This window comes from Roseobacter sp. EG26 (assembly GCF_049830555.1).
Classification (GTDB): domain Bacteria; phylum Pseudomonadota; class Alphaproteobacteria; order Rhodobacterales; family Rhodobacteraceae; genus Roseobacter.
This window is the reverse complement of the sequence record NZ_JBNBLH010000029.1, coordinates 1-13,013: the sequence shown is the minus strand read 5'-3', so window position 1 is coordinate 13,013 and position 13,013 is coordinate 1. Positions and strand designations below refer to the sequence as shown.

The 13,013-nt window shown below is 51.2% G+C and carries 12 protein-coding genes and 5 pseudogenes; 12 read left to right on the top strand and 5 right to left on the bottom strand.

Annotated features, from left to right (window positions below; translation table 11 throughout):
- Window positions 1-321, top strand: a 321-nt coding sequence (locus ACOTTU_RS24585; RefSeq protein WP_425662123.1) for a hypothetical protein, incomplete at its 5' end; no start/stop codon positions are given.
- A gap of 893 nt (window positions 322-1,214) precedes the next feature.
- Here the strand turns inward: ACOTTU_RS24585 and ACOTTU_RS24580 are convergent.
- Complete coding sequence (locus ACOTTU_RS24580; protein ID WP_425662121.1) at window positions 1,215-1,421, bottom strand: hypothetical protein; 207 nt, start codon at window positions 1,419-1,421, stop codon at window positions 1,215-1,217.
- A 464-nt stretch (window positions 1,422-1,885) separates the two neighbouring features.
- On the opposite strand from ACOTTU_RS24580, the gene ACOTTU_RS24575 reads away from it, so the two are divergent.
- The 7 genes and pseudogenes from ACOTTU_RS24575 to ACOTTU_RS24545 all read left to right on the top strand — a co-directional run.
- Window positions 1,886-2,029: a hypothetical protein gene (locus tag ACOTTU_RS24575; RefSeq protein WP_425662119.1), complete on the top strand. Its 144-nt coding sequence runs from the start codon at window positions 1,886-1,888 to the stop codon at window positions 2,027-2,029.
- A 57-nt stretch (window positions 2,030-2,086) separates the two neighbouring features.
- Window positions 2,087-2,287: a hypothetical protein gene (locus tag ACOTTU_RS24570; protein WP_425662117.1), complete on the top strand. Its 201-nt coding sequence runs from the start codon at window positions 2,087-2,089 to the stop codon at window positions 2,285-2,287.
- On the top strand, window positions 2,284-2,619 hold the full coding sequence (tnpB, locus tag ACOTTU_RS24565; RefSeq protein ID WP_425662115.1) for an IS66 family insertion sequence element accessory protein TnpB: 336 nt from the start codon (window positions 2,284-2,286) through the stop codon (window positions 2,617-2,619). The genes ACOTTU_RS24570 and tnpB overlap by 4 nt, the downstream gene beginning before the upstream one ends.
- A 134-nt stretch (window positions 2,620-2,753) precedes the next feature.
- A pseudogene (locus ACOTTU_RS24560) lies at window positions 2,754-2,936 on the top strand (IS66 family transposase); the annotation flags it as partial.
- A gap of 86 nt (window positions 2,937-3,022) precedes the next feature.
- A complete protein-coding gene (locus ACOTTU_RS24555) occupies window positions 3,023-3,217 on the top strand; it encodes an IS66 family transposase (protein WP_425662125.1) in 195 nt (64 codons plus the stop codon).
- A gap of 26 nt (window positions 3,218-3,243) precedes the next feature.
- Complete coding sequence (locus ACOTTU_RS24550) at window positions 3,244-3,429, top strand: hypothetical protein (protein WP_425662113.1); 186 nt, start codon at window positions 3,244-3,246, stop codon at window positions 3,427-3,429.
- Window positions 3,419-3,603 (top strand): annotated as a pseudogene (locus ACOTTU_RS24545) (IS66 family transposase); the annotation flags it as partial. The gene ACOTTU_RS24550 and the pseudogene ACOTTU_RS24545, both read left to right, overlap by 11 nt.
- A gap of 824 nt (window positions 3,604-4,427) precedes the next feature.
- On the opposite strand, the pseudogene ACOTTU_RS24540 reads toward ACOTTU_RS24545, so the two are convergent.
- Window positions 4,428-5,027 (bottom strand): annotated as a pseudogene (locus ACOTTU_RS24540) (acyl-homoserine-lactone synthase); the annotation flags it as partial.
- Window positions 5,028-5,794: 767 nt separating this feature from the next.
- A pseudogene (locus ACOTTU_RS24535) lies at window positions 5,795-6,297 on the bottom strand (transposase); the annotation flags it as partial.
- Between the two features lie 390 nt (window positions 6,298-6,687).
- Here ACOTTU_RS24535 and ACOTTU_RS24530 point away from each other — a divergent pair.
- A complete protein-coding gene (locus ACOTTU_RS24530; RefSeq protein WP_425662111.1) occupies window positions 6,688-6,864 on the top strand; it encodes a hypothetical protein in 177 nt (58 codons plus the stop codon).
- 135 nt (window positions 6,865-6,999) lie between these two features.
- Here the strand turns inward: ACOTTU_RS24530 and ACOTTU_RS24525 are convergent.
- Window positions 7,000-7,668 (bottom strand): annotated as a pseudogene (locus tag ACOTTU_RS24525) (IS30 family transposase); the annotation flags it as partial.
- 463 nt (window positions 7,669-8,131) lie between these two features.
- Window positions 8,132-8,947, bottom strand: a complete 816-nt coding sequence (locus ACOTTU_RS24520; protein ID WP_425662109.1) for a hypothetical protein — start codon at window positions 8,945-8,947, stop codon at window positions 8,132-8,134.
- 486 nt (window positions 8,948-9,433) lie between these two features.
- Between ACOTTU_RS24520 and ACOTTU_RS24515 the strand changes: the two genes are divergently transcribed.
- The 3 genes from ACOTTU_RS24515 to ACOTTU_RS24505 all read left to right on the top strand — a co-directional run bounded on the left by ACOTTU_RS24515 (window position 9,434) and on the right by ACOTTU_RS24505 (window position 11,714).
- On the top strand, window positions 9,434-10,348 hold the full coding sequence (locus ACOTTU_RS24515; RefSeq protein WP_425662107.1) for a LysR family transcriptional regulator: 915 nt from the start codon (window positions 9,434-9,436) through the stop codon (window positions 10,346-10,348).
- 117 nt (window positions 10,349-10,465) lie between these two features.
- Window positions 10,466-10,936 carry a nuclear transport factor 2 family protein gene (locus ACOTTU_RS24510; RefSeq protein ID WP_425662105.1) on the top strand — a complete coding sequence of 157 codons (471 nt, stop codon included), beginning with the start codon at window positions 10,466-10,468 and terminating at the stop codon, window positions 10,934-10,936.
- Between the two features lie 28 nt (window positions 10,937-10,964).
- A complete protein-coding gene (locus ACOTTU_RS24505; RefSeq protein ID WP_425662103.1) occupies window positions 10,965-11,714 on the top strand; it encodes a VOC family protein in 750 nt (249 codons plus the stop codon).
- Window positions 11,715-13,013: the final 1,299 nt, after the last annotated feature.

The window sequence follows — 13,013 nt, the reverse complement described above, 5'->3', positions numbered from 1 at the left end:
GTCTTCCTCGACGACAATGTCGCCGTCGGACAGGACGGGCACTGGGCCTACGGGAATGTTCCCTTCAACGGGGTTCAGGATCTGGGAGGCAGTGACGATCCAACATTTGACGCGGCAAAACTCTGGGGCACGATAATCGAAGGGCAGGTTGTTCTTTCCGAAGAAGCCCGCCTGCCGGATGCCGAAGAGGACACCGTGTTAGACACTGAAGGCATTTATCCGTCTGACGTGGAGGAAACTCACTTGCCGGGTGCCGAAGAAGACTCCGTCATTGAAAGGCAAGAGGACTACGCGTTTTACGAGGATGTATTCCTGCTGTAGCTTTATTCGACTTGGATACAAAACTTCAAGCCCCCATATCAAGCGGGAGAGGAATGACCCTGTCGAGCTTTCATGTTGCGCCAAATATTCGTCTGAAGCGAACCCTGCAATAAAAGTCCAATGCTGCAGGATGTGATTCAGATGTCGATGCGTCGGATCTGCAGGGATAAATACTATCCAATAAGCGGCATCAAATAGCGACACGTCCGCGTTTATCTGAAACAGATGTGACAGTTCAGGCCCCAACCATGGGGGTGGGATGGATCACGGGGGCCCAAACTGCCTTGATTGAAAAATCAGCAAATAGAGTAAACAATTAGTTAACAACGTGGCGCTTTTTTGGGAAAGGTGCCCGATTTCTAGTCTGTTTATGACCCGCCAGTCAATTTTAACGGTCACACTCAGGATTTGACCACGCTCCCGTTGGAGCCAGCTATGATCTTCTCAGACAGCGGAAGGGCAACTACACCGCATGCCGTCAAAAGGTATTATAGGGACATAGGCGAAACTCTGTATAATAAAACGTCGGATAACCCATTCGCCAACTGAAGGGACAGACGGTTAACAGAAGTCGTTTCAGAAAAGAACAAACCACTGGCACCTTGAAGGAGCATCAGGTTGGGCTTGACGCAAAGGAGCAATGACGCAAGCGCGGCTTCAGAGATGCGACCTTCAACAAGTGGTGGTAGAAGTATGTCGGCCTGAAGGTTTCTGATGCGTGCAGACTGAAAGCCGACCAAGTCAGACGGAAAACCTACCGCGTCCGAAACCGAGCATGGGCCGATGCTTTTCGCTACATTAAGAACTCATGCAAATTAAGACGTTCCCATACGACCATCGACAATCTAAATTTTTAACTCCAAGGATCTAGCTATGAAAGCGCAAATTTCCGCCTATTGAACTGGCAACAGGTCACTTACTCGAATTGGTCGATAATCACCAGGCAGCATAGCTTTTGTTTCTGAGACAAGCCTAAAGTCCTTCATGTCCTTCATGTCGTTCAGAACTAACCGCATGGCTTCGGCGGTGTTTTTGAAACCTTGAGCTTCTGCGTCTTCAAGCACTCTCTCTGCGACTTTGATAGCGTCCAATAATTGCATCGACAAGTCCTCTGAGTTTGTTTCAAGTTCGATGTAATTTTTTACCAGTTTCGTTAACAACAAGTAAATTGACCTAGAGCTGCAGGCAATAACTCGCCGATCTCATTCAACTGTCAAGCCCCATTTCCATGGGTCCCTTTTGACTAAGGGTTTTGAAACTGGCAGGCGCATGTCGAGGGCCTGATGCGGTCGGACACGATTGTACTGTTGAGCTAGGTATTGATGAGGATTTGGGCGTGTTTGGTCGTGTAGAACCACTCGGCATTGATAATCTTGTCGATAGTACCCAACATAATGGTTTTTCCGTTTTGGTTGGTGTACAATACCATCGAAACGGGCAACCATCTGATCTGAGGCGGAGGAGATTTGGAGCGTACCCGTCCGGTTTCCCCGCTCTGACTCTGACGGCGTGATGGAGTGCTTGATAATGTCCAGCATCGATAGTGGACATCTTGGGGTATTCTATGGCGGGCAAGAAGGGTCAGAAGAAGCGGTTTTGGTCTGATGACGAGAAGCGCTCGATTTGCGGCCAGACGCGGGCACCGGGCGTATCGGTTGCGCAGGTGGTGCCGCGGTATTCGATGAACGCCAATCTGTTCCACAAGTGACTTCGCGATCCTCGCTTCGCCCCTGATGAGGAGGATGCATGCCCGCAAGACGAGGGGGTGACATTTCTGCCGGTTGAGATTAAGTATTCGGTGCCGACGCCTTCGCATTCCGATATTCAAGTTTCCGCGCCCGCATTGGCCGGATTGATTTCGGCGCAACGCGTGGACATCACGTTGTCGGATGGTCGGCGGATTCTGGTGGAAGGCACGACGGCCCTGTCCGCAGAATTGGCGCTGGTGGAAGGACTGATGCCTTGACTCCTGTACGGGTATGGCTGGCCGCAGGGTTGACGGACATGCGGCGAGGCTTCAACACGTTGGCGGCTCAGGCGGAGAAGTTTCTGGAAGAAGACCCGCATTCCGGCCATCTGTTCGTGTTCCTAGGGCGTTGGGGTGATTTCCTGAAGTTCATTTGGTGGGACAACCAAGGCGCATGTCTGTTCAGCAAACGGCTGGAACGCGGGCGGTTCGTTTGGCCTGCCGCCAGGGATGGCAAAGTCAGCGTGACGGCGGCGCAGCTTTCGATATTGCTTGAAGGTATCGACTGGCGGATGCCGAAGAAGACATGGCGGCCTTTGAGCACCGGGTAATGCAATAAATCTGCACGATCAGGCGTTTCGCGATTCACCCTTTTGCTGCAACCGGTTATATCCGAGCCCATGTTGAACGCCCTCAAATCTGTGCCGGAAAACTCACTGAACTACGGGCCGTCAGTGAGCGTTTGATGGCTGAGGTGCAATCGCTGACCTGCCAAAATGAGAAGCTGAAGGCTGAACTTCATGGCCACCGCGGGGCGCGCTTTGGCTCCAAATCCGAGCGCCTTGGTCAACTGACCTTCGATCTGGCGGAAGATGTCGAGATCGAAGTCGCGGCAGAGGCACAGAAGAACGAGCCAACCAGAGCCGATAGCAAGCCCCCCAAGCGCCCGCACAGCCGCAAACCATTGCCTGACTATTTGGAACGGCAGGACGAGGTTCTGTCTGCCGGAGAGGAATGTGGCGACTGCGGCGGTTCTTTGCGCCAGATCGGCGAGGATGTCACCGAGGAGTTGGAGTACAACCCGGGCCGGGCCTTCTGGCCCACGTGCTGGTTGGCAAATATTGTGATCATCTACCGCTTGACCGGCAATCCAAAATCTTCGCCCGCGAGAAGGTTGATCTACATCGCTCCACGCTGACGGAAGGATAGGGCACAGCACAGCCCTGCTGGAGCCGTTGGCCGATCATATCGGCAATCTGGTCAGGGCAGGCCCTGCGCTTTTTGCCGATGACACGCCGGTCAAACTGCAAAGCAAGCTGAAGCCAAAGAAGACTCAGATTGCGCGGCTCTGGAGCTATGTGCGCGATGAGCGTCCGTGGCGCGGAGAACCGCATGCCCAAAGCGCGAGCCTATCTCAGTGACGGGCTGCTGGAACTGGACAACAACATCTTTGAGCGCTCAATCCGCCCATCGCGCTTGGTCGCAAGAATTACCTGTTCATGGGCTCTGTCGGTGGCGGAGAGGCCGCCGCCATCGCGTACACCCTCATCGAGACCGCCAAGATGAACGACGTCGATCCCGAGGCATGGCTCGCATGAGTGCTCCAGCGACCGCCGGATCGCAAAATCAACCTCATCGACGAACTCATGTCGTGGCGGTTTGCGAAAAAATGGATAACGAAACCAAGGTGGCAGTTGCCTTGTTGTCGATGATCGCAGCCTACGCCGTCTGCCCGATTACTTCGAAAAATACCGCGAAGACACAGGTAAAATGTTGCGACTGGAAAAAACATCCATCAAAGTCGCAATCGAAAACCCGTTACAAACCGCAATCTTAATCTTCTCGTTCGTACTGCCTATATTCCTCATTTCTTCAAACTGAAATAGCGCCTCAGTCGGGCGGATACTCTGGAGCTCAGATCACACCTTCTAAATCAAAGACATTCCGCTCCCATTTCAGCTTTCTGAAAAGGGGGCGGTGTCAGATCAAACCAAAACTAATTCAGATTAGGCTACCATCCACCTGCGCCAGAGGTTATCATCCGAATGGATCAACAGCTAATCATGCACAAACTCTTAAAGAGGATCAATCAAGTTGCGCTAATCCATCAGCTCGGAAGCATTCTCGCTTGCAACTCTTTCCAATTGTGATGCCAGTATCGGTAAGTCATTTAGTTGCGCGTAGCTAATCAAATCGATGAGGACATCTAAAACCCATCTGTTTTTGATGTAATTTGTCTCTATTTGTGATTGTTCTTCCACTGGCCGATCCCCAATCATACCCAACTTCTTTCAGCATTTCCTCGGTGTATCTTAGCCACAATATGCTGACCTGGAATGTCATCAAACGTTTTTTTGGTTGTTTCAACGGGTCGCCACCTCCTGCCCTCTGTTGAGTCTCTTGTAGTGAGTTTTTCAGTAAACGAAAACTGAAACCAAGACTTGGATTCCCGTCGATCTATCCCCGAACGAACTAAGATTTGATCCCTCTTTTGGTTGGAGAAACCCCAAAGACCGACACTAATTCGTTCGCGCCCATGTCCTGCGCTACCCAATATTTCAGGGCATGCGCCAATCCTTCGGTATATCCGAACCATCCGCGCATCGAAAACGCCAACAAAATGATTTATATCAAAATTCTCCATTAATTCGCTACCCCCTAGCATTAATGCAGCAGCAACTTGCCCAGAGATTCCTCGCTTCATACAAAACCGAGTGCACTCCCAAATCTGCGGACTTGTTATTGCGCCTCCTCCAAGCAAATGTGAAAAGTGATCATTTACCATCGACTTTTCAACGGTAGGTAAAAACCGCATTGATCCGCCATGAGTTCCGTCAGGCAACTGCCAAATCACGTACAGTGGGTTTAGGTCATCATATTCATCGCGTTCTTCTCCGAGCGCGTTTACCTTAACATTCCATCCCAAGCGATGGGCAAACTGGTCCGCACGATCACGGAACATTGAATGTTTGAGAAGTGGGAACTCGTGTAGCGAGTCGGCATAAATATATCGAAGCATCATACGTACTTTCATTGCGGTTTAAGTTACGACTAGCAATGTCAGTTATGTAGATTTTCACTTCCTTATCTAGACGCACTTGATCGCAAGGTTTTGTTTACGCAATCGAGGGTATAGGGAACTTTGGAGGATTATTCGCCTGAGGCTCTTGGCGGCTTGAAGGTTATCTGATTGGGATATTGGGGTTGATTGTAGTGCAAGTTTCAAAAACCCTGACAACGGACAGATTAATCCTGGTATTTTTTGATCTTCTGTATATGCTTCAAACAACAGACTACTGATAGTAGCCTATTATGTTCTCGCATTTGTCTCCCTAGACAGCTTCAAACTTCATCTAGGGAGTTTTTTGTGCTCTACAGGGGTTAAAAAACTAAAAAAATTTTTAACGCAAAACTGCTCTGTCGATCAATCTGCATTCTAAGGGCTCCTCTGTAGCCGCAGCCCGCTCGCCAGATAGAAACTGGTCTATCACATTGTTCATAGCTTTGGTTGTATATTCGAATCCCATAGCCTCTGCTTCACCTGCAACTTTGCGAGCATTAAGCAGCAATTCTTGTCTCATTGCGTGACGCTTTCATTCAATTGCATATTCATAACTCACTATTCGGAAATGTTTATTAATAGATTGTAAAAATAGACTTCAAGTAAGCAAAATATTGCTGACGTTATGGTGAATTTTACCACATCTTGTGTGAAGTTAGATAACTGTCCTGAAACACACCTCGCTAACCAATTCGAATTTCAACAAAGTTGTCCGGGCCAGCTTCGCCACGCTGCAGATACCGATCATACCAGCGATAGAACGTCGCCCTAGGGACACCCAGTTTGGCCAGCGTCAGACGAGCCGACAGATGGCTTTCTTCGGCCAGCCGGATAATCTTCAGCTTCTCCGATGCAGGCTACCTCATTCGTGGTCGCCCCCATCGCCTGTCATGCGTTTTTTGAGAAGGCGCAGTTCCAGCGTCTTTTCCGCAACCACCTCTTTGAGATTCATTGCCTGGCGACGCAGTTCCTTGACCTCGTCAGTGTTTGCAGCACGCGCTGTGTCACCCGCAAGCCACTTTTTCCCGGTTTCCCCGGAATCCTTAGACCACTTGTAGTAGATGCCCTGCGATATGCCCTCACGGCGGCACAGCTCTACAATGTTGTCCTCATCGCGCAGATGATCAAACACGATCCTGATCTTCTCTTCAGATGAGTAGTGTTTGCGCATGGCGCGTTTGATGTCTTTGACGATCTTCTCGCTAGGGCTCTTCGTTGTCTTTCTCATCGTCCACTCCTTGTTGGTCACGATGAGCAACAAACTCTCTCTTAGCAAATACCGCTATTTGGACCCATAAGCGCTTACTTCAGGCAGCAATGACTGACGAGAACGCCAATTTGATGCGCTTGTTGGCAGATACGATCACGAGGGGCAAAACGCCCAAGGTCGTCCACGAATATCCATCGCGTGCTCACTTCTTCCCACTGCAACACACATTCAGACTCGCTATTTTTGGGTAGTCCTATTTAGGATGGATTAACCAAGCTCACACAATATCTGGAGCAGTTCACTAGGGCGTGAGCAAGATTTTGCTTACGTTATCTCTTTGTTTACCACCTGTTAATCGAATCTTTCCATTAGTGGTCCATCAAATTTTAATTGTGTGGAATTGGAAAAATGAAACAAGAATTACTGCTGAATGCGCGCACGGTTGTAGGTGAGGCGGAGGCTATGGGCTTCACAAACACAGCTCAAGCGATGAGGAGCGTGATTGAGGAATTCCTCACTGAAGAGACGTCGCTGCGATCAAGGCCTCGGATCGCCCTAAGCACTTTTGAAGCTTCGGGAACATAAACCGACACGCTGGATCTGGCTCTGCAAGCTTCAAGCTGCGACCAGGCCACCGTTCTGCACAAGCCACGGCTGCTCAGCGACAATGGTTCCAGCTACATCTCTGGCACTCAGTGGCAGAAGGTTGGGTAGCAGAGCAGGGTTCTTCAGCAGCACTGTAAAGCGGCTGACGCGCTCGGCCAGCGATGTCACGTTCGATTGGCCAAGCTTCTGTTTAAACAGCATCAAATCGCCTTCCCAATGTCCGAACTGGCGACGATGAACGACATCATCAGGGCGGAACAGAATGCTGACATCGCGGTCAAACTTGTGAGCCTGACGCTTTCTGACACGACGCGGACGTCGGGCCTTACGGTGCTCAGGCAGGTACCACCAGAGCTCCTGCGCCAAGCCTTCTTTGGAATAGATATAGCGATAGATAGTCTCTTGGCAGACGCGCAGCTTCGCTCCTTCATGGATCATCCGGTTGCCGATCTGCTCAGGTGTCCAGCCTTGTTTGATACGTCGCACAACGGTCCTGCAGAGATCGGGATGCCGGATCAGCTTGCGCTGCACGGATCGGCGCTTATCCGTCAGCAATTGAGCGGCATGACCGAAGTAGCCAGCGTATTTCTTCGGCAGAGCATCGTCCGCCCAGAAATTGCGTTTGATCTCGCGAAAGACCGTCGGTTTGTGACGCTTGAGGACACGCGCCATCTCTCGGACGGGCACATTGGCATGCCACCAGCTCTCGATCTTACGGCGTTCTTTCAACCTCAGTTGCGTGTAAACAGCTCCCGTGCGATGTTCTCCTATTAGATAACTCATTGTTTTCTAATAGGAGGCGCACTTCAGGGTAGCGCGCTTCCTTCACAGCAAATCCGCCGCATTATCAAACAAACCAGATGGGCCAGATACTCCACCAGCTCAGGCCGCTCTTAAGCTCAAAACCTCTGGCGACGGACATTTTGAGTCATGGTCGAACCTACACAGTGCGGGGCGAACCAGAATTTTGCTAGCACGTCGGAATGCCTGCGCATTAAGGCTGGGGGCATATTTGGGGGCATTCACCAAAAGGAAAAAAAATTAAGTAATCTAGAACAGTATCTTGCGCCTCAAATTTGAAGCCGCCCCCGGCACCACAAAGTCAACGTAATTTATTGATTTTAAAAGGAAATCTTTTAAAAGGGTGCGAGTGTTGCGGGATCACGCACCATTTCCCGCAACATTCGTCCAATATTTCGTCGCAAGACGCTGCAATGTCTTGCGAAAATTTTGGGTGTTAGGTGGCCTAGAATGGTATCTCGTCGTCAAGATCCCGTGCCTTCGGTTCAGGCAGTTCCTTTCGGGGCGGCTCAATCTTCTTGATCTCTTCGGGCGCAGGTAACTTAGGCTCGGCGTCTTTGGCCTCATCTACTTCGCCAAAAATTAGCTTGGCCCATTTCCACCAAGGTTCCGCGCCTTCTTCAGCCACGTCCTTACTAACCCCCGCCAAGCTCCTAGCCAAATCACCGAAGCGCGCGAGAGCGGTTCTGGGTTTGCTTACCTCTTTCGCTAGCGTCGCTAGAATATTGAAGACCTTTTCTTTCTTGGAGACGTTCGCCGATGACTCTTCGACTGCTGATCTAATCTTCTCGATAAGTGCATGAATCTTGTTTTTCTGGACTTCAGTGAATGCAACCGAATTTTGTTTTGAACGACGGGAGCCATGTACCCTCATTTGTATAAGGACATTGTCTACATCGCGGACGAAAGTCCAAAACGATTCTCCAAATTTTTGGGAGTTGTGTGAAACGGCCGTGTAATAGTCTAGCGCTTCGATGTTTAGTGCTTTTGCCGCGGCCAAAGTCTTGTTCATGTAGTCCGCCGCTTCAAACTCCCAATTGCTGTTTTGGTCCTCAGTCGCGGTCCGAAACTCAATTCGAAATTCGCTTTCCAATGTCATAAATGCCAAATTGTCGTCTTCAGGAAGATCGAGAAAATCTTGGTCCATAGCGCCTCGTTCACCTTGCTCACAAAAAGCATAGTTGACCACAGGAACTACTGATTTGGAAGAACTACCCAATCTATCGATGGCCAAGCGCTGAACACTCTTGTCCTCAAACATGCTGGCAGGTTTGAATCAACTGTTGCGTGATCCCGCAACATTTCCCGCAACGCTAGACTTGAAGAAACTTTTTAAATTATTGATAAATAATGCTTTTACCGGAATTTGCGAAGCAGGTTTGAAACGGCCCCCGGGCACCAATAAAATAGTTTAAAATCAAATGGATAGATGGACTATTCTGATGATGCCCTCGATAAGATTCCAGCCTGGGTATCATATGGGTAGCATTTAGAAGCCGCTTATCGTGCTACCAAGTTAGTATCGGCTCAAATCTGACGTCCGGTATATGTTGTCTTGCAGCAGCTTAGTCCCGAAAGCGGACGTTTGCCGAAGTGAATGCGGTTGCGAGATGCGAATAGCCTCACAGCGCGTTCGAAATTTTTGGTTGGGTTCTCGCCCAATTCAAAACGCAGTGCCAGCACACCGAACAAATCACTGTCCGATTTCGGTTGCATTTACGCGCAATGCGCCATCAGTTTCCGTACAATGACAAACCTCATCTCCAACCAGGTTCGCATCTTTCTGGCCATTGTGGATGCGGGATCGATTACGAAAGCTGCAGATACGCTTGATATGGGAAAGTCAGGTGTCAGCGATGCGCTCAAACAACTTGAGGCGTCGCTTGGGACACAGCTGCTGATCCGAACGACGCGGCGTCAGAGCCTCACAGCCATGGGCGAAAAATTCTACCGTCGCTGCCGGGAAATGAACGACCTTTCGAATGCGGCTCTGGAAGAGGTCAGCGAGCACCTTGCCGAGCCCATGGGCCTGCTTCGGATCACCGGACCTCACGCAATGGTCGAATGCACCATCGCGCCAGCCCTTGGTGATCTGGTCGCGCGCTATCCCCGCATCGAACCGCAGTTGATCGTGGACGACAAGCGCCTTGATCTGATCCGGGACAACATCGATCTGGCAATAACGGTAGGCGAGCTTCCGGACAGCGAATTCAAGGCGCAACGGATCGGCTTTGCCAGGGATATCCTCTGCGCCTCACCTTCGTTTTGTCGCGACCATGGCCTCGACCCTGAGGTCGGGCTTACCCCGGAAGCCGTGCAAGACCTTCCGTATGTCGCGCATCACTGGGAAACTTCAGATGCAGAGCATCGCGTGGCAGCGCGGGCGGGGGGCACACCGAAAACTTTCAGGTTCCAAAAGATTGTGACGGCCAATTCGGTCAATGCAGTTCAGGCGCTCATCAGGAATGGCACAGGTATCGGAATCCTGCCGCACTTCTTCTTGCGTGGCAGGCTGGACGCCGGAGAATTTGTTGAGCTCTTGCCGCAATACGAACCCCGCTCAACGGGCATCTACGCGATCCACCCCTTCGGAACCGTCCCACCGCTGAGCGTTCGTGCGATGATTGATTTTCTGAAACAGAAGTTGAGTGAGGTGGTATAGGGGTTTTTCACCAGCAAACTGCACTGTCCGACTTGACCGAACGGTCAGTCCGGTGCGCTTGGGTTTTTCGGATAAAGGGACATGCGTATTTCTCTGTCATCAACAACGGAGAATGAAATGCATAACCAGCTTAAAACACCGCTCGGACTGACTGTCGCAGCATTGTTGGCCTTGTCGGCAGTTCCGGGCCAGGCCGACGAAGCGGCAACACGCGCGGCAAGCGAATTTGAACTCAGCATGGCCGTTGCGACCGCAAGCCGCCAGTGGCGGGATGCCTTCAACGCGGGCGACGCTGCAGGCGCAGCCGCCATGTACGAAGAAGATGCCGTGATGGTGGCCGAGCCATTCGGAACTTTCGAAGGCCGTGGAGCCATCCAGGCATTCTGGACACAGCTTGTCGAAGGCGGCTTTGACGACGTTGTCTATTTCAATACAACAACCGTTGTCGCTCGGGATCTGGAAACTGCCGCGGTCTCCGCCGAATGGCGCATGAACAACGCGCATGGCATTATCACCAAAGAGCTCTGGGCGCTTCAGCCTGATGGAACGGCGCTGTTGCGCGAAGATCATTTTGAGGTCGCACAATAAGCGCCTTCGCAGCGAAAGGAACAAGACCGTGCCCAGAATTGATCAGATCACGTTGCGCTGCCGCGATCCCCAAGCGCAGCAACGGTTCTACATCGACGTTCTGGGCATGGTTGGTCGCAACGACGGAACGATTGGGTATAGGGATGAGGAAGCAGGGCTGGTTTTCCAGCCTGCGGAGCTGCCCTATCAACCGTCAAATCAGGACGTGTATTGGAAAATCGCACTCGCGGTCCCCAATATCGAACTGGCCTGTGATCAGTTGCGCCGCAAAGGCGTGCAGGTGGGCGCGGCCCGTCAGTTTCAGGACATCGGGTACCTTGCACATTTTCAGGACCCTGAAGGCTTTACAATTGAACTGATCGAGCATTGGTTCAAAGGAAATCGACCCGACCAGCAACACGACACCGCGCGTTTGGGGGGAGGGGCTACGCTCAATCTTCTGACGCTCAGGACCCATGACATCGCCCGCCTCCACAAAAGCTGTTTGGATTGGGGAATGACCCCACTCTCCGTGCAGCATGTGCATGGGTTCGGATTTACGCTGTACTTTTACGCGTTCACTGACGAGCATCCCCCGGACCCTGAGCTGACCGCCGTCGAGAACCGCGAGTGGCTTTACCAGCGACCTTACACCGTTCTTGAAATCCAGGAGACGGAGGGAACGTCCCGGATGCAGCTCACGCCTGATGGAGCAGCCGGTTATGCGGGCGCAAAATTTACTGGCTTGGTGCGTGAACTGTTGCCTAACGAATTGCAGATTTCGACCGAAACGCCCTGACTGCAACCCAAGTTTTGATAGAAGACAAGAATGATCAAATGCCCGAAATACGAATTTCCAAAACGGCCCATTGCCGCAATTGGCCATGTCGCTCAGATGCTGCGGCGCGGCCCGTCAGAGCGGTCTTTCGCTACACCATTTATGGGACATGCTTCCAATTTGTCTTGAAAATTGCAGTGAGTTCCGAGAGGTTTACTGCCGACGGCGACACAAGGGTGGCATAGTGTAACGGTAGCACGCCTGCCGATTAGAGATTTTCTTGTTGAAACAGGTGAGGCCGTGGCTCATCTGAACACCATTGCTGTTGGCCTAGATGCCGTGGAAAACGGTTACCCAAAACCAAGCGGTCTTAGCATCTCTTGGAACCCGAAGGATCAAAGAGCAGCTGCTTTGAAGGCACGCCGCTTCGCAGTTGAGGCGTCGCTGCAAAAGTCTAGTGAGGCTCTCAAGGAGTACATTCATTCAATTGCGTCCTTTCACAGACTGAACGATGCGAGAAACACATGGACCGCTAGCACCACCAGTGCTGAGAAAATTTCTGATATTTCGGAACACTTGTTGGGTAAGAACGACTTTCTCCATGTAGGGGCTTGCCTGCTCGTGCATTGGAGAAATCGCATAGTGCATAAGCGATCAAAATGCTGACCTGAAAGCACGACAGAAAGCACTTTTAACACGCAACAAACTAGCTATCCAAGCCGAGTTCAGTGGCTTGGACACTACGAGGCTATTAGACGACTTTTACAAAGGTCACCCCACGTTGAAAGACGTCCCAACAATGATCACCTTTTCAATTCGTCTCGTGAGGAAATTAGACAAAGAGCTAGGTGATATTACAAAGCAGGACCTGAACCAACTGCTTGGAAGGTACGGGCTCTTGCAGAGCATTGAGAAGGTAGAAAGAGAGACTTCACCCACCAAAGTCCGTGAGTCTATTATTAGACTGATAAAAACGGAGGCTCCTGGCTTGGCTGCGTCTTTCCGAGAACACTATTGGAGCTGAGTCTTTACTAGCTAGGCTTGGGCAAAGTCACCAAGAATACCACCGACCCAGCCCCCTGATCCGGGCCGTTCCGGACGCTGCGAAGTGTGCTTGGCGCTACAGCGCAGCCTCACCAGAAGCAGACATTCATGAGGAGCGGATCAGTTACAATTCGAGAATGGATGCGCGAAGAAACCCAGAACACGCAAGAGCCACGGCGAGAAGTTTGTCAAAGACATCCGCCGCGCCACGCGCAAGCAGTATTCAGCGGAAGAGAAGATCGGGATCGTCTTGGACGGCCTAAGGGGCGAGGACAG

Bases quoted from the DNA above. Each gene is read 5' to 3' on its own strand.
- ACOTTU_RS24520 (WP_425662109.1), bottom strand. From the start codon at position 8,947: ATGTTTGAGGACAAGAGTGTTCAGCGCTTGGCCATCGATAGATTGGGT.
- ACOTTU_RS24530 (WP_425662111.1), top strand. From the start codon at position 6,688: ATGAAACAAGAATTACTGCTGAATGCGCGCACGGTTGTAGGTGAGGCG.
- ACOTTU_RS24575 (WP_425662119.1), top strand. From the start codon at position 1,886: ATGGCGGGCAAGAAGGGTCAGAAGAAGCGGTTTTGGTCTGATGACGAG.
- ACOTTU_RS24555 (WP_425662125.1), top strand. From the start codon at position 3,023: ATGTGGCGACTGCGGCGGTTCTTTGCGCCAGATCGGCGAGGATGTCAC.
- ACOTTU_RS24510 (WP_425662105.1), top strand. From the start codon at position 10,466: ATGCATAACCAGCTTAAAACACCGCTCGGACTGACTGTCGCAGCATTG.
- ACOTTU_RS24515 (WP_425662107.1), top strand. From the start codon at position 9,434: ATGACAAACCTCATCTCCAACCAGGTTCGCATCTTTCTGGCCATTGTG.
- ACOTTU_RS24580 (WP_425662121.1), bottom strand. From the start codon at position 1,421: ATGCAATTATTGGACGCTATCAAAGTCGCAGAGAGAGTGCTTGAAGAC.